We start from the raw sequence: 21162 nt of genomic DNA, 5'->3' as shown, positions 1-21162 counted from the left end.
TGACTCATGGCGTATCAATTTGACTTTGTGCCGGTGCTGGCCAACACCGACCTGCTGCTGCGCGGCGCGCTGTTCACCCTCGAGCTCACGGCCATCGGCGCCATCCTCGGCGTGGCCCTGGGCACCGTCGGCGCTGTGGTGCGGGCGTGGAAGATCCAGCCGTTCGCCTGGTTCTTCGGCGTTTATGTCGAGTTGATCCGCAACACACCGTTCCTGGTGCAGTTGTTCTTCATCTTCTTCGGCCTGCCGTCGCTGGGGCTGAAGATCACCGAGTGGCAAGCCGCCGTGCTGGCGATGGTGATCAACCTGGGGGCCTACTCCACGGAAATCATCCGCGCCGGTATCCAGGCCATTCCTCGCGGGCAGCTGGAAGCCGCTGCGGCGCTGGCGATGACGCGCTTCGAAGCCTTCCGCCACGTGGTACTGCTGCCGGCGCTGGGCAAGGTGTGGCCGGCCCTGAGCAGCCAGATCATCATCGTAATGCTCGGCTCGGCGGTGTGCTCGCAGATCGCCACTGAGGAACTGAGCTTTGCCGCCAACTTTATCCAGTCGCGCAACTTCCGTGCGTTCGAAACCTACGCCCTGACCACCCTGGTGTACCTGTGCATGGCGCTGATGATTCGCCAGTTGCTCAACTGGATCGGTCGCCGCTTCGTGATGAGGAACAGTCGATGAGTGATTTCTCGTTCTGGGACATCGTGCGCAACCTGGCCACCGGCCTGCAATGGACGCTGCTGCTGTCACTGGTGGCGTTTGTCGGGGGCGGCGTGATCGGCTTGCTGGTGATGACGATGCGCATCAGCCGCAACGCCTTCCCACGCAATGTGGCGCGCACCTATATCGAACTGTTTCAGGGCACGCCGCTATTGATGCAGCTGTTCCTGGTGTTTTTCGGCATAGCCCTGCTGGGTGTGGATATCTCGCCCTGGCTGGCGGCGGCGATTGCCCTGACTCTGTTTACCAGCGCTTACCTCGCCGAGATCTGGCGCGGCTGCGTCGACTCCATCGCCCCCGGGCAATGGGAAGCGTCGGCTAGCCTGGCGCTCAACCCGCTGGAGCAACTGCGCTATGTGATCCTGCCCCAGGCACTGCGCATTGCCGTAGCGCCGACGGTGGGCTTCTCGGTACAGGTGGTCAAGGGCACCGCCGTGACCTCGATCATCGGCTTCACCGAACTGACCAAGACCGGCGGCATGCTCGCCAACGCCACCTTCGAACCCTTCATGGTCTACGGCCTGGTGGCCCTTGGTTACTTTTTACTCTGCTACCCCCTGTCCCTCAGTGCCCGCTACCTGGAAAGGAGACTGCATGCCTCTGCTTAGAATTTCCGCCCTGCATAAGTATTACGGCGATCACCATGTGCTCAAGGGCATCGACCTGACCGTGGATGAAGGCCAGGTGGTGGCGATCATTGGCCGCAGTGGCTCGGGCAAATCCACATTGCTGCGCACGCTCAACGGCCTGGAGTCCATCAACGACGGCGTGATCGAGGTCGATGGCGAGTACCTCGACGCCGCCCGCGCCGATCTGCGCAGCCTGCGGCAGAAAGTCGGCATGGTGTTCCAGCAGTTCAACCTGTTCCCGCACCTGACGGTAGGCGAGAACGTCATGCTCGCGCCGCAAGTGGTGCAGAAAGTATCGAAGGCCAAAGCGGCGCAATTGGCCAGGCAAATGCTGGAGCGCGTCGGGCTGGGTGAAAAATTCGACGCTTACCCCGATCGCTTGTCCGGCGGCCAGCAACAACGCGTGGCGATTGCGCGCGCCTTGGCCATGTCGCCCAAGGTGCTGTTATGCGATGAAATCACCTCGGCCCTCGACCCGGAACTGGTCAATGAAGTGCTCAGCGTGGTGCGCCAATTGGCCAAGGACGGCATGACCCTGATCATGGTGACCCACGAGATGCGCTTCGCCCGTGAAGTCGGCGACAAGCTGGTGTTCATGCACCAGGGCAAAGTGCATGAGGTGGGCGATCCCAAAGTGCTATTCGCCCACCCGCAAACCGCCGAGCTGGCGAGCTTCATTGGTTCTACGGAACAGCCGGGCTGACCAGTTCGAATTGGCCATGGCCCTCCAGCAGCGTCTCCCGAGGCACCGCGAGGGCATTGGCCGGCAGTTGAACCGTGACCTCTACTTGGGCTGTCAGCCGACGGCCCATCACCGGCGTACCGCTTGCGCTTGCATACAACGTACGACCCGGTAGCAGCTGTCCGCTGGAGGTGTCATCGGACTGCCACGATACCGGCCTGCCATCGACCTGAGCCTGCCTCAGGTTCAAGGTGAAACGCCCTTGTCGCCCGAACTGAAAGCCCTGTGCATCGGCGGCGACACTGCTGAAACGCAGCGCCATTGCCGAAGGATCCGCGCAAAGCACGCTCAAGTGCAGCGTACGCGGCGTGTCCAGCGTCATTAGCGCCCTGCCGGAGGAGGCTTGCGCAGGGCGAATCACGCCATAGTCGACACGGGGCTCACTCAGGGTCATCCGGCAGTTTTCAGCCTGCGCCTGGGTCGTCACCAGGGCTACCCACAACAGCCACAGGTTCCTGTGCTTAGCGAACATGGCAGACCACCGGTGCGGTTTCATAGAGTTTGTCATCGTCAGGCTCTTGCTCCGGGTTGACTTGCAGCACGCAGGATTGCGAATCCGGCAGTGAAACCTTCAAGGTTTGCGGACCATCGATATTGCTGAGGAAAATCATGCCGTCACCCACCACACTGGTCACAAAGGTGTTGTCCTGACCGAACACTGCAGCGCCTTGAGGCAGTGGCCGACCCCGTTCATCCTGGGCTTCAAGCAACAGACGACGGACTTTCACCACATCAAAGTTGAGAATATTGACTGACCCCCGACCGGCAGCGAGTACCTTGGTGCCGTTCTTCAAGTCGACGTGCTTGGGCAGCGACTGGGTCTGCACCTGCAGGTGGTTGTTGCTGTAGGCCTGCAGCCCGGGGATCACCGCCTGGCCACTGAAATCGGTCCATACCGGCCCTTGGGGCGTGGAGACCTTGGCCGCTCCGATATCTCCCACCGACACAATGCCAAAGGTGTCCTGCACGGTATACGGCGAGAAGGTCACCCCGTGCTCATGGGCCACGATGCCGCCTTGCAGTTGGCCGGAATAGTTGGTGTTCGACGGGTCACGGCTGACGCCCAGGGTCACGCGGGTATACCGCGGCAAGACACCCACACGAGCGCGCACGCTTTGTTCTCGTTCTTTCACGTCCCGATCGACACCGACCTCATAGTTCACATAGTCGTTGACCCGCTCGCTGAGGGCGGTGCCAGCTTCCAGCCGGTCACCTCGACGACTGACGTAAGTGGTCATGCGCCGATCAGTGCCGAGGGGCACCGTGACCTGCAGCCTGACCGACGTGCCCTCGTCCAGCCGCTCGTCGCGGCGGCCACCTCGAACCGGGTCATGGCGCCGAGGGGCGGTCGCACCGACCTGGGCGTCGGCAATCAGTGCGACCCCTACGCCTTTGAAGGTGTCGTTCCACGAGGCAAAGAGGTGATCGCTGGATTGCCCGTCAAACTGAGAGCTACGGGTGAAACCGAGGGAGAATCCACCCAGGTATGGGGCCGTCCAGCTCAAACCTGCCGTGTACTGGCGCTTGAAACGGGCATCGAGGCTGTACCCCCGCGAAGCCTGACCGGCGTCCAGTACCTCCCGGTAACCGCGACTCTGTACCGAAGCGCTCAGGTTGATATCAAGATTGGCGAATAAAGGAGCCCCCAATGACAGCGTGCTACGCGTGCCACCCACCTCATCTTGAGCATCACGGGAAAGGTTATGGCGCACGCCCACGGTCATCTGATGGAAAAACACACTGCTGAGGGTTCCACCTGCCGATTGGTACTCATCGGTACTCAGCAGACCGAAACCCAACGACGAGCGCTGGCCCAGCCCCCAGGTGCCGCTGCCCATGGCAACCACGGGCGAATCCTGGTTGTCGATGGACGTTTCACGCACCTTGCCGAGGGAAAAGTAATATCCCGGCTTGATCGGAGCCCCACCCCGAAAGGACGCAGCGGGCACCACGAAACTGCGCGTTGCCCCACGCACGTCAATCACGCTCACATCAAGGTCACTGGTGCTGTTCAGCAACGGTAAACCGGTCAGCCTGAACGGACCTTCCGGCACCAGGGTGGAATGGATCAATGCGCCTGATTGACGAACTTCCACCCGCGACTGGCTTTGAGCCAGCCCTTCAACCACGACATTGCTGTCGCCCGCACCGCTGCGCTGCTGGCCGTCTGGAGAGAACTGCACGCCGGTCAGTTGCACACCGCCAAAAATCGGGTTGTTGCTGGAAATCTGCCCCACCTGGAAGGTCGACTGCAACGCCGCGATATCACGCTGGGCATAGGCGCTTACCTGTTCGGTACGCGTCTTGCCATTGTCGGAGATATAGAACTGGCGGCTGCGAACGATCCAGTTACCCAGGTTGAATCCCGCCTCCGTATAGGCCGATACGACGCGACTTGGCCTACCGCGAGAGTGGGTATCAAAACCCCATACGTCGTAGTTGAAGATGGCGGCCGCGCCACCCTCGGAAAAATCCCCGCCCTCCCACTCCGGCGCACGCAGGGACTGGGTCGGCACCACCAGGGCGACCTCATCGCTGCTAGGGCGCAGACGCACCATGGTCGCCGGGTATTCTCCAACAAAATCATGGCAGGCCTGGTCAGGGGTGATGCCCTCGCGCAGAAGCCTGGACGGGGTAACCAGACCGGCTTTTGCCAGCAACGCAGGAGTGAAGCACAACTGGCCCTGATAATCGAAACGCGCGTCAACCAACCCCAGCGGCGTGCCATTGACTCGCAGCCCGACGACATGGACACCTTCGCGAAAGCGCGCTGCGCTGCGAAAGTATTCAGAAACCTGTGGATCTATTCCAAGGGAGGTCAACGCGGCCAAGTCAAACCCCTGCCCCAGCCCAACCGCTGCGCTGGTGCCGGGCAGACTCCAGAGCGTCGCGAGCCCCAGCAGAATCCTGGAGCGAGCCTGGGAAACACTGCTCGGCACGCTATTGGCAGAGCGACGGGTAGGCCTGATCTTTTTCATAGGCCCGTCAATCCGCACCAGCCGTAACGGGTGCGCGGTAACTGTCCACCGTAAACCCGTAGACCGTGGCCGGGTGAATCTCCACCGCCACCACTCCCGCCACAGAGCCTGCCGACGCGAGCGTCAGCACTTCGCCCGGCAGGATGTAGGTTCTCGGCAACGTTGCCACGCTTGCCTGCGGATGCAGCTGCACTTCCATCCCTAGGCGGACGACATAAGCGCTGTTGTTGTGGACCCTCAACTGATCTCCTTTACGCTCCCATGTCAGCAACTGCCAGGGCGCGTCATGCCTGGGCAAGCCTTTGGGATGCAGGATCAATGGCAGGCTCTGGCGCAGGGTGATACCAATGGTCGCACCGCCGGGTGCACGTGCCTCAGGGATACCTTCAAAGGAAACGCGTTTCAGGCGCTGGGTCTTGAGGGGTTGCTTTGTAGTACTGATAAAGCGAACAAGTTGGGTGTCGCCCGCTTCGACCCGCGTAATCGGGGGCGTCACGATCAACAAGTGTTCGGGGTCTTCGGGTATGTTTTGTATGACGGAATGAAGCAATGCAGGGCCAGGGTCCGTATTTTTAACATTAAGCGTTGCCTCGCCCTCTTCCTCATTCAGAATGACAACGGTTGTTTCGGGCTGCATTCCGTCTGCCATGGCCATACCGCATAAAAAAAGAGACAAACCTATATATCGCAGCAACGAAATAACGGTTATTGATAAACCATTCACCGATTTTCCCCACAACCAAAAGAAGTCGAACACCAACAAATGCACACATTACAACTACCGACATTTAACAGAGACAGGTAAGTATCTCTGGCTAAATGTCGGCCGTTAATGATGTTTTTAGATGTAATCCACTAACAGACTGGTGCGACCGTCCAGCGTTACATCGCGGGCCAGGTCCAAATCGTTCGCGCGGTTGATAACGGCCTTCACTTCAAGCGTGCCTGTAAGCGTGGTAACGAATGCAGGTACCGCAGTGGCACCGCTACGCCATGAATACTGGGCTGGCGATTGCGCGACTTTACCGTCACTGATCTGCCAGGACGCGCCCTGACTGCTCCGCATGATGGGGCTCAGGCTCCCAGTGGACGATCTCAGGTCCTTGAGCGTGACGGAGTACCCACCAGTGCGCTTGCCATTGGCAAGGCCCAGGCTGTAGTTCTGCGCCTCGGTGAACCCGGCACCGAGGATACCTACCACCTTGCTTTGGGCAGGTTGCAGGTCTGTGAGCGCCACTCGGAACTGCGCTGGGCTCTGGCCGCAACTGATGCTCAAGCTGACCGTTTTAGCTGCAAGAGGATTGAACTGCGTCGGGGACAGGTTTGCGGCTGGAATTGTCTGATAATCGACGATGCCGCCTCCAGCGAGGCTGAGGTTGCAAGCCACTGGCTTGATAGTCCCCCGTACAATCAGTTCGGCAACATTCGTAGCATGAGCCCCAATACTTGCGGCCAAGCAAAGAGCACCCACTGTCACACCAAGCATTTTTTTCATGATCAACCTGTCATCTGTAATGAGTAGGTGCATTTACGACAGCCGAAAACTCCGACCATAAATAAATAACACCACGGCGAAATTGCCGGGTGACAGTCTGTCGTTTTGGCTCGTGATTAAAGAATCAGATGGGGCGCCAGTTGTTGTGGGAACCGTAAAGACAAGCAGTGAGCCATGTCAAAATACCGAGTAGGCACAAATGCAAAATCAATAAATTATTAACCGCTCCCTTGTAGGCAAAATCATAAACAGCATGATGACAATAAAAAGTTAAATACTCCTACAAAGCTAAAACCGCTTTCGTTGATAGCCCTGAAAACCACCCTACATTTCCCACAAGAATTCCTCACAGACACCCGCAGGAAAATTACCGGCGCACTACGCGTTGGCGCCAGCGGTCGATCGTGGCACGATGGTCAGGTTATCGACCGAGACCCCAAACCATGCCGCAATCCCAAGCCAAGAATCTGTCCCTGATCGCCGCCATCGACCTGGGCTCCAACAGCTTTCACATGGTCGTGGCCAAGGCCCAGAACGGTGAAATCCGCATCCTTGAGCGGCTCGGAGAGAAAGTGCAACTGGCTGCCGGGATCGACGACGAGCGCCAGCTCAACGAAGAGTCCATGCAACGCGGGCTCGATTGCCTGAAGCGGTTTGCGCAACTGATCAACGGCATGCCCCTGGGCGCCGTTCGAATCGTCGGCACCAACGCGTTGCGTGAAGCGCGTAACCGTGGTGAATTCATCCGCCGCGCCGAGGAGATCCTCGGGCACCCGGTAGAAGTCATCTCCGGCCGTGAAGAAGCCCGTCTTATCTACCTGGGCGTGTCCCACACCCTGGCCGATACACCAGGCAAACGCCTGGTCGCCGACATCGGCGGCGGCAGTACCGAATTCATCATTGGGCAAAGGTTCGAGCCATTGCTGCGCGAAAGCCTGCAGATGGGCTGCGTCAGCTACACCCAACGCTATTTCAAGGACGGCAAGATCACCCCGGCGCGCTACGCCCAGGCCTACACCGCGGCGCGGCTGGAGATCATGAGCATCGAACACGCCCTGCACCGCCTGACCTGGGATGAAGCCATCGGCTCGTCCGGCACCATCCGCGCCATCGGCCTGGCCCTGAAAGCCGGCGGCCATGGCACGGGTGAGGTGAATGCCGAGGGCTTGGCGTGGCTCAAGCGCAAGCTGTTCAAGCTGGGGGATGCCGAGAAAATCGACTTCGACGGTATCAAGCCTGATCGTCGCGCGATCTTCCCGGCCGGTCTGGCGATTCTCGAAGCGATCTTCGATGCTCTTGAACTGCAACGCATGGACCACTGCGACGGCGCCCTGCGTGAAGGCGTGCTCTATGACCTGCTGGGTCGCCATCACCACGAAGACGTGCGTGAGCGCACGCTCACTTCGTTGATGGAGCGTTACCACGTCGACCTGGAACAAGCCGCCCGCGTGGAGCGCAAAGCCCTGCACGCCTTCGACCAGGTGGCCGAGGACTGGGACCTGGAAGACGGCGTCTGGCGCGAGTTGCTGGGCTGGGCCGCCAAGGTGCATGAAGTGGGCCTGGACATCGCCCACTACCATTACCACAAGCACGGCGCCTACCTGATCGAGCACTCGGACCTGGCCGGCTTCTCCCGTGAAGACCAGCAAATGCTCGCCCTGCTGGTGCGCGGCCATCGCCGTAACATCCCCAAGGACAAATTTGCTGAATTCGGCGACGAAGGCATCAAGCTGATCCGCCTGTGCGTGCTGCTGCGCTTTGCGATCCTGTTCCACCACATCCGTGGCACCCAGGCAATGCCCCAGGTGACCCTGCGCGCCGACGGCGACAGCCTGGATGTGGTATTCCCGAAAGGCTGGCTGGATGAGAACCAGCTGACCCAGGCGGATTTTGGCCTGGAAGCGGAGTGGCTGAAGCGGGTGGGGTTCAGCCTGAACCTGCGCTGATCTGAAGAACTCTGCAAAACAATTGTGGGAGGGGGCTTGCCCCCGATAGCTGTGGATCAGTCCAAGTATTTGGTGACTGACACACCGCCATCGGGGGCAAGCCCCCTCCCACATTTTTAGACCCCCGCAGGGTTTTAGTTCACCGTCAGAATCGGGCTACCCAACTTCTCCAGCAACGTCGCCTGCGCACTGCGCGGGTTCTGGTTGCCGGTCGGCGTGTTGCGCACGTAGCGACCGTCCGACTGCAGGCTCCAGCTGTGGGTGTTGTCGGTGAGGTAGCTTTCCAGTTCCTTCTTGACCCGCATGATCAGCTTCTTGCCTTCCACCGGGAAGCACGTCTCTACGCGCTTATCGAGATTGCGCTCCATCCAGTCGGCGCTGGAGAGGAACATCTGCTCTTCGCCGCCGTTGAGGAAGTAGAACACCCGTGTGTGCTCCAGGAAGCGGCCGATGATCGAGCGCACATGAATGTTGTGCGAAACCCCGACAATGCCAGGGCGCAGGCAGCACATGCCGCGCACCACCAGGTCAATGCGCACGCCGGACTGGCTGGCCTTGTACAGCGCGCGGATGATCTTCGGATCGGTCAGCGAGTTGAACTTGGCGATGATGTGCGCCGGCTTGCCGTCGAGGGCGAACTGGGTTTCGCGGGCAATCATGTCGAGCATGCCCTTCTTGAGCGTGAACGGCGCGTGCAGCAACTTCTTCATGCGCAGGGTCTTGCCCATGCCGATCAACTGGCTGAACAATTTGCCGACGTCTTCACACAAGGCGTCGTCGGAGGTCAGCAAGCTGTAGTCGGTGTAAAGCTTGGCGTTGCCGGCGTGGTAGTTGCCGGTGCCCAAGTGGGCGTAACGCACGATCTCGCCGGCTTCACGGCGCAGGATCAGCATCATCTTGGCGTGGGTCTTGAAGCCGACCACGCCATAGATCACCACCGCACCGGCTGCTTGCAGACGGCTGGCCAGTTGCAGGTTGGACTCTTCGTCGAACCGCGCACGCAACTCGATCACCGCGGTGACTTCCTTGCCGTTACGCGCGGCGTCGACCAAGGCATCGACGATTTCCGAGTTGGCGCCGGAACGGTAAAGGGTCTGGCGTACGGCCAACACATGCGGGTCCTTGGCGGCCTGGCGCAGCAGGTCGACCACCGGGGTGAAGGACTCGAACGGGTGCAGCAGCAGGATGTCCTGCTTGCTCACCACGCTGAAGATGTTCTCGCTGTTTTGCAGCAGTTTCGGGATCTGCGGGGTGAACGGCGTGTATTGCAGCTCCGGATGGCTGTCCAGGCCGGTGATGCTGAACAGGCGCGTCAGGTTCACCGGGCCATTGACTTGATACAGCTCGGTCTCGCCCAGGTTGAACTGCTTGAGCAGGTAGTCCGACAGATGTTTCGGGCAGGTGTCGGCCACTTCCAGGCGCACCGCATCGCCGTAGCGCCGCGAGAACAGCTCGCCGCGCAGGGCACGGGCCAGGTCTTCGACGTCTTCGGAGTCCAGCGCCAGGTCGGCGTTACGGGTCAGGCGGAACTGGTAGCAGCCTTTTACCTTCATGCCCTGGAACAGGTCATCGGCGTGCGCATGGATCATGGAGGATAGGAATACATAGTTATCGCCTGCGCCCCCCACCTCTTCCGGTACCTTGATGATCCGTGGCAGCAAACGGGGCGCCGGGATGATTGCAAGGCCCGAGTCGCGACCGAAGGCGTCGATACCTTCCAGCTCCACGATGAAGTTGAGGCTCTTGTTCACCAGCAACGGGAACGGGTGAGTCGGGTCCAGGCCAATCGGGGTGATGATCGGCGCGATCTCGTCGCGGAAGTAGCGACGCACCCAGGTCTTGATCTTGGTGGTCCAGTGACGGCGACGGATGAAACGGACCTGATGCTTTTCCAGCTCCGGCAGCAGTATGTCGTTGAGGATCGCGTACTGGCGGTCCACATGGCCGTGCACCAGCTCGCTGATGCGCGCCAGGGCCTGGTGCGGCTGCAGACCGTCGGCGCCGGCCTGTTCACGGGCGAAGGTGATCTGCTTCTTGAGGCCGGCCACGCGGATTTCGAAGAACTCATCCAGGTTGCTGGAGAAGATCAGCAGGAACTTGAGCCGCTCCAGCAGCGGGTAGGACTCATCCAGCGCCTGTTCCAGCACACGGATGTTGAATTGCAGTTGTGACAGCTCGCGGTGGATGTACAGGCTGCTGTCATCCAGGTTGGTCACCGCCGCTACCGGGGCCGGCACGGGCGGTTCGGCCACCACGACGGGCGCGGCGGGCTCATGCTCCGGCGGGGTCTCGGTGACTTGTTCAACCACCGGGTGAGCGTCTTTTACGGCAACTTCTGTGAGTCCTTCGGTATTCATCGAGTGTTCCTGTGAGGGCTATTGTTGCTCTCTAAGCAATTGGGCGGCGCGGGCGGCGAAGTAGGTCAGGATGCCATCAGCCCCGGCGCGTTTAAAGGCTGTCAGGGATTCAAGGATCACCCCTTCGCTCAGCCATCCATTCTGTATTGCAGCCATGTGCATGGCGTATTCGCCACTGACCTGATAGACAAAGGTCGGCACTTTGAATTGGTCTTTGACCCGGTAAAGGATGTCCAGGTACGGCATCCCCGGCTTGACCATCACCATGTCAGCACCTTCGGCCAGGTCGGCCGCCACTTCGTGCAGGGCTTCATGGCTGTTGGCCGGGTCCATCTGGTACGAGGCCTTGTTGGCCTTGCCCAGGTTCAGCGCCGAGCCCACCGCATCGCGGAACGGGCCGTAATAGGCGCTGGCGTACTTGGCCGAGTAGGCCATGATCCGCACGTTGACGTGGCCGGCCAGCTCCAGGGCTTCACGAATCGCCTGGATGCGGCCGTCCATCATGTCCGACGGGGCAACCACCTGGGCGCCGGCTGCCGCATGGGACAAGGCTTGCTTGACCAGCGCATCGACGGTGATGTCGTTTTGAACATAGCCGTCTTCGTCAAGAATGCCATCCTGTCCGTGGGTGGTGAACGGGTCCAACGCCACGTCGGTGATCACCCCAAGCTGCGGAAAACGCTCGCGCAGGGCACGGGTGGCGCGCTGGGCGATCCCGTCCGGGTTCCAGGCTTCGGCAGCATCCAGCGACTTGAGTTCAGACGGCGTGACCGGGAACAGTGCCAAGGCCGGAATCCCCAACTCGACCCAACCAGCGGCTTCTTCAAGCAGCAGATCAATGGTCAAGCGCTCCACGCCCGGCATCGAAGCCACCGCTTCCCGACGTTTTTCCCCGTCCAGCACAAACACCGGCAGGATCAGATCATCGGTCGTCAGCACGTTTTCACGCACCAGACGGCGAGAAAAATCATCACGACGATTGCGACGCAGACGGGTGGCGGGGAACAGGCGATTGGCAGGGGTAAAGCTCACGACAGACTCCTGAGCCCGGGTTTACGGGCGAGCGATGCAGTTATAAGCGGCCATTATGACGAAGGTATGACAGTTGTGCTTAAGGATGCGACCTGTAGTCGCATTCGGCATTTCCGTAGGAATTGTTCACTTCGTGACACATCTCGATACTTTCATGAATCTTCATGAAGGCGTAGGCTGCGCGTTCATTTCGCCAGCACCCCAGACCATGCTTCAACAATTCCTGCATGACTTCGGCTACTTTGCGCTCTTCCTGGGCACTTTCTTTGAAGGCGAGACCATTCTGGTTCTCGCAGGCTTCCTGGCGTTCCGTGGATACATGGATATCAACCTGGTGGTGGTCGTTGCCTTTTTCGGCAGCTACGCCGGCGACCAGCTTTGGTATTACATGGGTCGCAGACACGGCCGCAAGCTGTTGGCGCGCAAGCCACGCTGGCAATTGATGGGTGACAAGGCACTGGAGCATATCCGCAAGCACCCGGATATCTGGGTACTGAGCTTTCGCTTCGTGTACGGGTTGCGCACCGTCATGCCAGTGGCGATTGGCCTCTCCGGCTATCCACCGTTGCGCTATCTGATCCTCAACGGCATTGGCGCTGCGATCTGGGCTTTGGCCTTGGGCGCTGCGGCCTATCACTTCGGCGCCGTACTGGAAGGCATGCTGGGCAGCATCAAGAAATACGAGCTGTGGGTATTGGGTGCCTTGCTGATACTGGGCTTCGGCCTGTGGCTGCGCCGTCGCATCAAGAATGCACGCATCGCCCGCGAGGCCTGCGCCGACGCCAAGGCCCGGCTCGCAGCAGAGCCGGACCCGGTCGAGCCGCCTAAGACACCAGTCGAGTAAACCGGCTTCTGCAGCAGTAGAGGCCAATCACACTGAGCAAGCTGTAGCTCAGCAGGCCCAGCCAGCCCAGGTTGCTGGCCGGCCATAACCCGACCAACGGTGCCAGCCACACCAGCGGTACGTTCAGCACCAGCCGCGAAAGCTCGGCCTTCAACGTCCAAGGCCGGTTCTCCAGCGCCACCCCCAAGGTAAACAGCCCCAGCGCCATGGCACTCCAACCGAGGATCAGTGCCGCCGTGGGCAAACCTTCGCCGAAATTCATCAGATAGCTGCCAAAGCCAACATAGGCCGCAAATTGCAGTGCGATGTACACCTGTTGACGCACGTCCAGTGGCACGTCGAATTTACGGAACTGGCTCAGGTCGTGCCTGGCCATCGGGTACTTGGCCTTCACGTCCGCCGGGCGCCAGCCGGTGCGCATGAACCAGATGCGCAGCTTGTCCCACCAACGCTCGGTGCGCCGCGCATCACTCCACAACTGGGCATAGAACTGCAGGTTGGCCCATAGCGGATTCCAACTGGCCAACGGCGTGGTTACGCCGAAAATCACCGGTTCGTTGTCGTCTTCCTCCTGGAAGGTACCGAACAGCCGGTCCCAAATAATGAACACACCGCCATAGTTACGATCCATGTAGAGAGCGTTCTGTGCATGGTGAGCCCGATGATTGGATGGCGTGACGAAAAACCACTCGTACCAGCCGAGCTTCGGCACGTGCCGGGTGTGCACCCAGAATTGATAGAGCAAATTAAGCGATGCCACGCTGATAAACACCACCAATGGCACGCCGAGTACGGCCAAGGGCAGGTAGAAAATCCAGCTCAGCAGGAAGCCGGTACTGGTCTGGCGCAGTGCGGTGCTGAGGTTGTAGTCCTCACTCTGGTGATGCACCGAGTGTGCGGCCCACAGGATGTTGCGTTCGTGCCCCATGCGATGAAGCCAGTAGTAGCAGAAGTCGTAGAACACGAAGGCGAACACCCAGGTCCAGACGCTTTGGGCCGGCAGATCGATAACGGCAAGATGCTTGAGGGCGAACGCGTAGGTCAAAATCCCCACGCCCTTGGTCAGCAGCCCCGTGGTGGTGGACAGCACCCCGGTGCTGAGGCTGTTGATGGCATCCGCCACCCGGTAGTTACGCTCGCCGCGCCAACGGTCGGCAAGCAACTCCACGACGATCAAGGCAATGAAAAACGGTACCGCGTAAGGCACGAAGTCCATGGTCTGGTCCGGTCTATTTTTGTTACATCAAGATTAGGTGCAGCGGCGTGAGATCCCATTGGCAACAGATGACAAATTAGTAGACATTTAACGCCAAGACCCCAGGAGAAATGCCCATGAGCAAAAAGATTGCAGTGATCCTTTCCGGCTGCGGCGTGTACGACGGCGCAGAGATCCACGAAAGCGTGATCACCTTGCTGCGCCTGGACCAGCGTGGCGCTCAGGTCCAATGCTTTGCCCCGGATATTGCGCAACTGCATGTGATCAACCACCTCACCGGCGAAGAGATGCCCGAGTCGCGCAATGTGCTGGTGGAGTCGGCGCGGATCGCCCGGGGTGACGTGAAAGATATCCGCGAAGCCAACGCCGGCGATTTCGACGCGCTGATCGTGCCCGGTGGGTTTGGCGCGGCGAAAAACCTCTCGAACTTTGCCGTGGAGGGTGCCGGCTGCAGCGTCAACCCGCAGGTGCTGGAACTGGCCGAAGCTTTTGCCGAAGCGGGCAAGCCCGTGGGCCTGATCTGCATCTCCCCGGCCCTGGCGGCGAAAATCTACGGCCCCGGCGTGACCTGCACCATCGGCAACTGCGCCGACACCGCCGCCGCACTGGACAAGATGGGCGCTACCCACCAGGAGTGCGGGGTGGAAGATATCGTCGAAGACAAGGCACGCAAGCTGGTGAGCACCCCGGCCTATATGCTCGGCAAGAACATCAGCGAGGTCGCTTCAGGGATCAACAAGCTGGTGGATCGGGTGCTGGAACTGACCCACGAGAACGACTGATAGCCCCACCTATGGTGAGCAGGCTTGTAGGTGACTCGGCTCGTCACAGATCAGGGTTGGCGCATCAAGCGTGTAAGAATGCGGTCCAGCGCATTGGCAAACGCCTGCTTTTCCTTCTCCCCGTGGGGCGGTGGCCCGCCCCCCATCTGGCCTTGCTCACGCAGATCAGTGAACAGATTGCGCACCGCCAACCGTTCACTCATGTTGGCGGGGCTGAACTCCTTGCCGCGTGGATCAAGCGCCGTAACGCCCTTCTTTACCAGGCGGTCAGCCAGCGGCACATCGCTGCAGATCACCAGCTCCCCGGGCTCCGCGTGCTCCACCAGGTAGTCATCCGCCGCATCCGGGCCGCTGGGCACCACAATCAGCTTCACACACGAGAAGCTCGGCTTGATCTGGCTCTGACCGGCCACCAGCACCACCTCGAACTGGCGCTTGAGGGCGAACTTCACCACCTGGTCCTTGGCTGCCCGAGGGCAGGCGTCGGCATCGATCCACACCCGCATGCTCAGGCAACCACCCGGCGCTTTTCGGCCAGACGGCTGCGACCGTACAGCACCACAATCGCCAGGATCGCCACCGCCTGTGCACTCAACGAGTACGCATCGGCGTGGATGCCCAGCCAATCGAAATCAAAGAACGCCACCGGCCGGGTGCCGAAGATGCCGGCCTCCTGCAGCGCCTTCACCCCATGGCCGGCAAACACCACCGACAGCGCACACAGCAACGCCGCGTTGATGCCGAAGAACAACGCCAGCGGCAGCTTCGCCGAACCCCGCAGGATCACCCACGCCAGGCCCACCAACAGCACAAGCGCCGTGGCGCCACCCGCCAGCACCGCGTTATGCCCCGCCGGCCCGGCTTGCAGCCACAGGGTTTCGTAGAACAGGATCACTTCGAACAGCTCGCGGTACACCGAGAAGAACGCCAGCACCGCAAAACCGAAGCGCCCGCCGCCGCCTACCAGGCTGCTCTTGATGTAGTCCTGCCAGGCGGCGGCGTGGCGGCGGTCGTGCATCCACACGCCGAGCCACAGCACCATCACACTGGCAAACAGCGCCGTGCAGCCTTCAAGCAACTCGCGTTGGGCACCGCTCACATCGATCACATACGCGGCCAATGCCCAGGTTGCCAGGCCCGCCAGCAGCGCCAGGCCCCAGCCGACGTTAACGCTGCGCACCGCCGATTGCTGGCCGGTATTGCGCAGGAACGCAAGGATCGCCGCCAGCACCAGAATCGCTTCCAGACCTTCACGCAACAGGATCAGCAAACCGGAGATGTAGCTCAGCGACCAACTCAAGCCATCACCGCCAAGCAGACCGGCGGATTCGGTAAGTTTGCCCTTGGCCACGTCCAGGCGTTGTTGCACCTGTTCAACCGGCAAACCGTCCTGCAACGACTGCCGGTAGGCCATCAACGCCTTTTCGGTGTCCTTGCGCACGTTGGCGTCGACGTTATCCAGCGAGCTTTCTACCAGTTCGAAACCTTCCAGGTACGCAGCCACAGACAGGTCGTAGGCCTGCTCATGATCGCCCTTCTGGAACGCCGCCAGACTCTTGTCCAGGGTGGCCGCGGTGTAGTCGAGCAACTGCGCCGGGCCACGCTTGACCTGCGGCGGTTGCGCACGCTGGGCGCGGAACGTAGCGGCGGCGGCTGGGCCGTTGGCCGCCAGAACTTCATTGGGGGTCTGGCGGGCCAAGTCGGCGAGGTTGAACGGTTGCTCGCTTTTTGCAGCCGCCGGGTCGGCAGTAAAGCCGGCGATGTAGGTAGCCAGGTCCCAGCGCTGGCGGTCGTCCAGTTGATCGGCGAAAGACGGCATGTCGGTGCCTTCAACACCCAGGCCCAGGGTGTTGTAGATCGCGTAGAGGCTCAGGCGATCCAAGCGCACAGCGTCACGCAGATTGGCCGGTGGTGGCGTCATGCCCACGCTGGCCGGGCCGTCACCTGCACCTGCGGTGCCGTGGCACACCGAGCAATGCTGGGCATAGAGCGGCGCGCCTCGTGTTGGATCAGGGGTGATCGCCGGGGCCTGGCTGACTTCGTAGGCCACGGCTAGTTGGGCACCTAACTGACGCGCTTGGCGGGCGACTGTCGTACCGTCCTGATGGGCGGTTACAGCGGCTGACAGTTCGTCGACGCCTTTGACCAACGCCGCACGTTCCGGGCGCTGCGGCAGCTCTGCCACCAGGCCCTGCAACACCCCGAGAAACTCCAGCTGTTCACGGTATTCGGACTCATCGATGACCTTGCCCGCCTCCACCGTCGCTGGGTAGTCAGCGCCAATGTAATCCAGCAAATGCAGGGCTTGTGGGGCACCCTCGGCCGTCGCGGCCAACAGATTGAAGCTGCACGACATCAACGCCGGCAAAACCAGCCAGGCGAGAAAGCGAAAAGGGGCAGTCATGAATGAATCTCAAATGGAAATACGAAGTAACACATTGTCAAACGTTAAAGCGTTTGACTCAAGGCACAAGTGATTTGTCGTGGGTTGAGGCAAGGTAGTTGTCAGAACAGTTGGAGGGTGGGTATCGACACCCATGTGAAAGGGGGGCTCGCCCCTCCCCCATTTTCAATCCCGTTTCGTCAGTCAGGCCGTGGCACGATGCAAGCTGGCCAGGAAGCCCGCAGCCCCCACAAACAACCCCGCAAACGTACGATTCATCCGTTTCTGCTGCTTAGGCGTGCGCAACAGGCGCAACACCTTCGACGCCAAGCCCGTATACCCCGCCATCACCACCATATCGACGCAGATCATCGTCGCACCCAGGATCAGGTACTGGATCAGTAGCGGCGCCTGTGGGTTCACGAATTGCGGCAGGACCGCCAGCATGAACACCAGGGCCTTGGGGTTGCTGGCGTTGACCAGGAAGCCACGGAACATCATCGCCATCGGTTTACCGATCGGGCGCACGGCCGCGTCATCGGTCATGTCCATGGGCAGGGCGCGCCATTGCTTGATGGCCAGGTACACCAGGTACGCCACGCCAAACCATTTGATCGCATAGAAAGCGGTGGAGGATGTCGCCAGAATGGCACCCAGGCCGCACGCGACCACGGCAATCTGCATCGCCAGGCCCAGTTGCAGGCCGATGGCATTCCAGTAACCACGCAGGAAGCCGTATTGCAGGCCGCTGGACATCGAGGCGATGGCGCCAGCGCCAGGGGAAAGGGAGATGATCCAACTGGCCAGGAAAAAGGCCAGCCACGTATCGAGTGCCATTACACACCTCAGGAGGGAGTTTGCTGTTGTGCCTTAAGCTAACTCCGCCGACCAAAGGATGGCTATAGATTTTTACAGGATGTGAATACTAGCGGTCGCCCGGAAAGACATGGGTACCTGGCCAACGGCGCACCGAGCGCTGGAAGAACAGGCTGTTGGGCACCTGCACCATCGCACTGTCGGTACCGGCCTCTGCCACTTCGACCAACGTGGTGTAGAGCAGGTTGATCGCCACGACCCGCCCCTTCACGCCCGGTTTGTCGACGGTATCCACCAGTTCGACGATGTCCCCCAGGCGAAAGGGCCCGACGGTGAAAATCAGAATGGCGCACAGCAGGTTGGACAACACCGACCACATGGCGAAGAACGCCACGGCGGCAACCGCGACAAACCCGGAGAGTGCCGTCCACAACACCGTGGCGGACACGCCCAGGCGACCCAGCACAAAGATCAGCGCACTGCCCATGATCAGCCAGCGCAAGCCACCGCGCAGTGGCATCAGCAATTGCGGCGGGAACGGATAGCGCTCACCCAGGCGAGTCAGGCCCTTGGCGACAAACCGCTGTGCGAGGTAGCCGGCCAGCAGGATCAGCAGGATTTGCACGCCGACCCATGCGGGTTCGACCCACTGCGTCGGTATCGGCAGTTGCAACGCTTCCATCAGGACAGCGCCTCCAGCTCCGCTTGCAGGGTTTCCAGCAATTCGAGGGCCTCCATCCAGGTTTCCTCCAATTGCCCTTCGCGTACTTTGAGCTTGGCCTGCTCAGCCAGCAGGTCGCGCAGTTCGTCCTTGCGGGCCGCCTCGTAGACGGCACTGTCGCCCAGGCTGGTTTCGATCCTGGCCAGGCGCTCATGCACCTTGCCCAGCTCGGCTTCCAGCTTGTCGGCTTCACGCTTGTGCGGCGCCAGCTGTTGACGCAGCGCGGCGGCGGCCTGGCGCTGGGCTTTCTTGTCGGTCTTGTCCGGGTTGACCGGGGTGTTGCTGACCGGCGCGTTGCGCAGGCGGTAATCCGTCAGCCAGCGCGCATAGTCATCCAGGTCGCCGTCGAACTCTTCGACTTTACCGTCCGCCACCAGCAGGAAGTTGTCGGTGGTGCTCTTGAGCAGGTGGCGATCGTGAGACACCACCAGTACTGCACCGCTGAACTCCTGCAAGGCCATGGTCAGCGCCAGGCGCATTTCCAGGTCGAGGTGGTTGGTCGGTTCGTCGAGCAGCAGCAGGTTCGGACGGTCCCAGGCGATCAACGCCAGGGCCAGACGGGCTTTTTCGCCGCCGGAGAAATTCAGCACCGGCTCGTCGATACGCGCACCACGGAAATCGAAACCACCGAGGAAGTCGCGCAGGGTCTGTTCGCGCTCGGTTGGCGCCAGGCGCTGCAAGTGCAGCAGCGGGCTGGCCTTGGAGTCCAGCGAGTCCAACTGATGCTGGGCGAAATAACCCACCACAGTGTTCTCGCCACGGGTCAGACGCCCAGCCAGTGGCGACAGCTCGCCTGACAGGTTCTTGATCAGCGTCGACTTGCCCGCGCCGTTGGGGCCGAGCAAACCGATACGCGCACCCGGCGTAAGCTGCAGCTTCACTTTTTCCAGGATGGTCTTGTCGCCGTAGCCCAGACGCGCATCGGAAAGATCCAGCAACGGGCTGGAGATCTTCACCGACTCACGGAACACGAAGTCGAACGGTGAGTCGACGTGGGCCGCCGACAGCTCTTCCATGCGCTCCAGGGCCTTGATCCGGCTCTGGGCCTGCCGGGCCTTGGTGGCCTGGGCCTTGAAGCGGGCAATGTAGCTTTCCATGTGCGCACGTTGCGCCTGCTGCTTCTCGTACGCCTGTTGCTGCTGGGCCAGGCGTTCGGCGCGGGCGCGTTCGAACGCAGTGTAGCCGCCACGATAGAGGGTGATCTTTTTCTGTTCGACGTGGGCGATGTTGTCGACCACGGCGTCGAGGAAATCCCGATCATGGGAGATCAACAGCAAGGTGCCCTGATAATTCTTGAGGAAGTCTTCCAGCCACAGGATCGCATCGAGGTCCAAGTGGTTGGTCGGTTCGTCGAGCAGCAGCAGGTCAGACGGGCACATCAACGCCTGCGCCAGGTTCAGGCGCATTCGCCAGCCGCCGGAGAAGTCGGCGACGGGGCGGTCCATCTGCTCGTTGGTAAAGCCAAGGCCGGCGAGCATTTTGCGCGCCCGGGCGTCAGCCGTGTAGCCGTCGGCGCTGTCGAGTTCCGAGTGCAGGCGCGCCTGTGCGGCGCCGTCCTGGGCTTTCTCGGCCTCGGCCAGGTCGTGTTGCACCTGGCGCAGGCGCAGATCGCCATCGAGCACGTAGTCGATTGCAATACGGTCGAGGGTGTCGATCTCCTGGCGCATATGGGCGATGCGCCAGTCGGCCGGCAGCAGGCAGTCCCCGGAATCCGGGGTCAGCTCACCCAGCAACAGAGCGAACAACGTGGATTTGCCGGCGCCGTTGGCACCGATCAGGCCGGCTTTGTGACCGGCGTGCAGGGTCAGCTCGGCGTCTTCGAGAAGACGTTGCGGGCCACGCTGTAATGTTAGGCTTTGAAGTCGGATCATAATGGCGGCGGAGTCTACCAGCTTCGTTGGCCGCTGGCTTGGGTGTGAATATGTGCGCTGACCTGTGGAGCTTTGCCCTCTCGACTTACGCCCGCTCAGGATGCGAGGCCGCTTGCCTGCGTTTGCAGGAGCAAGGTGCGGACGTGTGCCTGTTGCTGTGTGGTGCGTGGCTCGAGCAGCGTGCGGTGATAGCGACCGCCGAGCGCATGCAGGCGCTGAAACAGATCGCCGGGACTTGGCAGACACACGTAATCAAACCGTTACGACAGGTGCGCATGCAATGGCGCGCCATGGCGCTGCAGGATCAGGATTTGGCGGGCTTACGCGAGCGGGTCAAGACCCTGGAGCTGGACGCCGAACGGCAGTTGCTGGAGCGCCTGGAAGCGTTGGCACAAACATGGCCGACAGGCGATGCGCAGGGTCAGCAACGATGGTTGGAAGGACTGGCGGCTGAGGACACCGCCAACCTTGACCACGACGCGCTGCAACAGCTGCGCGTCGCGGCCACCAGCACTTAGGAGGCGCTGGTTGGGGTGGTGCTTGGCGCTACCGGGGCAGGCGTGCTGCTGGCCGGTGCAGTTGGAGCGGTGGCTGCAGCCGGGGCGGCAGCAGGTGTTGCTGGCTTGGCAGCAGCAG

General features: G+C 61.0%; 19 protein-coding genes. 7 read left to right on the top strand and 12 right to left on the bottom strand.

What is annotated here, in order from left to right; all coding sequences use genetic code 11:
• Positions 1-6: 6 nt before the first annotated feature.
• The 3 genes from BM110_RS20455 to BM110_RS20445 are packed head-to-tail and all read left to right on the top strand — an operon-like array spanning position 7 to position 2046.
• The gene (locus BM110_RS20455; protein ID WP_017736949.1) at positions 7-675 is read left to right on the top strand and encodes an amino acid ABC transporter permease; all 669 of its coding nucleotides are present in this window, start codon (positions 7-9) and stop codon (positions 673-675) included.
• Entirely contained in the window at positions 672-1322 is a 651-nt protein-coding gene (locus BM110_RS20450) for an amino acid ABC transporter permease (protein ID WP_092241748.1), read from the top strand. The genes BM110_RS20455 and BM110_RS20450 overlap by 4 nt, the downstream gene beginning before the upstream one ends.
• Entirely contained in the window at positions 1309-2046 is a 738-nt protein-coding gene (locus tag BM110_RS20445; RefSeq protein ID WP_092241746.1) for an amino acid ABC transporter ATP-binding protein, read from the top strand. Before BM110_RS20450 ends, BM110_RS20445 begins: the two co-directional genes overlap by 14 nt.
• On the opposite strand, the gene BM110_RS20440 is transcribed toward BM110_RS20445, so the two are convergent.
• The 4 genes from BM110_RS20440 to BM110_RS20425 form a co-directional block, all read right to left on the bottom strand.
• Positions 2027-2557, bottom strand: a complete 531-nt coding sequence (locus BM110_RS20440; protein WP_170856041.1) for a DUF1120 domain-containing protein — start codon at positions 2555-2557, stop codon at positions 2027-2029. The genes BM110_RS20445 and BM110_RS20440 overlap by 20 nt on opposite strands.
• Entirely contained in the window at positions 2547-5063 is a 2517-nt protein-coding gene (locus BM110_RS20435; protein WP_256575446.1) for a fimbria/pilus outer membrane usher protein, read from the bottom strand. Before BM110_RS20435 ends, BM110_RS20440 begins: the two co-directional genes overlap by 11 nt.
• A 7-nt stretch (positions 5064-5070) precedes the next feature.
• On the bottom strand, positions 5071-5718 hold the full coding sequence (locus tag BM110_RS20430) for a fimbria/pilus chaperone family protein (RefSeq protein WP_093514186.1): 648 nt from the start codon (positions 5716-5718) through the stop codon (positions 5071-5073).
• Between the two features lie 186 nt (positions 5719-5904).
• On the bottom strand, positions 5905-6558 hold the full coding sequence (locus BM110_RS20425) for a DUF1120 domain-containing protein (protein WP_092242381.1): 654 nt from the start codon (positions 6556-6558) through the stop codon (positions 5905-5907).
• A 443-nt stretch (positions 6559-7001) separates the two neighbouring features.
• On the opposite strand from BM110_RS20425, the gene ppx reads away from it, so the two are divergent.
• Positions 7002-8504 carry an exopolyphosphatase gene (gene ppx / locus BM110_RS20420; protein ID WP_093514085.1) on the top strand — a complete coding sequence of 501 codons (1503 nt, stop codon included), beginning with the start codon at positions 7002-7004 and terminating at the stop codon, positions 8502-8504.
• Positions 8505-8638: 134 nt separating this feature from the next.
• Here the strand turns inward: ppx and ppk1 are convergent, their stop codons facing one another.
• Complete coding sequence (gene ppk1 / locus BM110_RS20415) at positions 8639-10861, bottom strand: polyphosphate kinase 1 (protein WP_058426437.1); 2223 nt, start codon at positions 10859-10861, stop codon at positions 8639-8641.
• An 18-nt stretch (positions 10862-10879) separates the two neighbouring features.
• Complete coding sequence (gene hemB / locus BM110_RS20410) at positions 10880-11893, bottom strand: porphobilinogen synthase (RefSeq protein WP_092241742.1); 1014 nt, start codon at positions 11891-11893, stop codon at positions 10880-10882.
• Between the two features lie 208 nt (positions 11894-12101).
• On the opposite strand from hemB, the gene BM110_RS20405 reads away from it, so the two are divergent.
• The gene (locus BM110_RS20405; protein WP_071490485.1) at positions 12102-12737 is read left to right on the top strand and encodes a DedA family protein; all 636 of its coding nucleotides are present in this window, start codon (positions 12102-12104) and stop codon (positions 12735-12737) included.
• Here the strand turns inward: BM110_RS20405 and BM110_RS20400 are convergent.
• Positions 12718-13953, bottom strand: coding sequence for a sterol desaturase family protein (locus BM110_RS20400; RefSeq protein WP_092241740.1), 1236 nt, complete (start codon positions 13951-13953; stop codon positions 12718-12720). The two genes, BM110_RS20405 and BM110_RS20400, sit on opposite strands and share 20 nt — an antisense overlap.
• Positions 13954-14069: 116 nt before the next feature.
• Between BM110_RS20400 and elbB the strand changes: the two genes are divergently transcribed.
• Positions 14070-14735, top strand: coding sequence for an isoprenoid biosynthesis glyoxalase ElbB (gene elbB / locus BM110_RS20395; RefSeq protein ID WP_071490475.1), 666 nt, complete (start codon positions 14070-14072; stop codon positions 14733-14735).
• Positions 14736-14785: 50 nt separating this feature from the next.
• Here elbB and BM110_RS20390 read toward each other — a convergent pair whose 3' ends face one another.
• From BM110_RS20390 to BM110_RS20370, 5 genes are all read right to left on the bottom strand, one after another.
• Positions 14786-15241: a YaiI/YqxD family protein gene (locus BM110_RS20390; protein ID WP_071490476.1), complete on the bottom strand. Its 456-nt coding sequence runs from the start codon at positions 15239-15241 to the stop codon at positions 14786-14788.
• A 2-nt stretch (positions 15242-15243) separates the two neighbouring features.
• A complete protein-coding gene (locus tag BM110_RS20385) occupies positions 15244-17139 on the bottom strand; it encodes an FTR1 family protein (RefSeq protein ID WP_092241738.1) in 1896 nt (631 codons plus the stop codon).
• 183 nt (positions 17140-17322) lie between these two features.
• A complete protein-coding gene (locus BM110_RS20380; protein ID WP_028618426.1) occupies positions 17323-17955 on the bottom strand; it encodes a LysE family transporter in 633 nt (210 codons plus the stop codon).
• Between the two features lie 88 nt (positions 17956-18043).
• Positions 18044-18616, bottom strand: coding sequence for a mechanosensitive ion channel family protein (locus tag BM110_RS20375; protein WP_093514084.1), 573 nt, complete (start codon positions 18614-18616; stop codon positions 18044-18046).
• Positions 18616-20526, bottom strand: a complete 1911-nt coding sequence (locus tag BM110_RS20370; protein ID WP_092241736.1) for an ATP-binding cassette domain-containing protein — start codon at positions 20524-20526, stop codon at positions 18616-18618. The genes BM110_RS20375 and BM110_RS20370 overlap by 1 nt, the downstream gene beginning before the upstream one ends.
• A gap of 50 nt (positions 20527-20576) precedes the next feature.
• On the opposite strand from BM110_RS20370, the gene BM110_RS20365 reads away from it, so the two are divergent.
• On the top strand, positions 20577-21044 hold the full coding sequence (locus BM110_RS20365) for a TIGR02444 family protein (RefSeq protein ID WP_093514083.1): 468 nt from the start codon (positions 20577-20579) through the stop codon (positions 21042-21044).
• The last annotated feature ends 118 nt before the right edge of the window (positions 21045-21162 follow it).

The organism is Pseudomonas sp. NFPP28 (genome assembly GCF_900115535.1).
Lineage (GTDB): Bacteria > Pseudomonadota > Gammaproteobacteria > Pseudomonadales > Pseudomonadaceae > Aquipseudomonas > Aquipseudomonas extremorientalis.
This window is presented reverse-complemented; position numbering and strand designations above follow the sequence as displayed.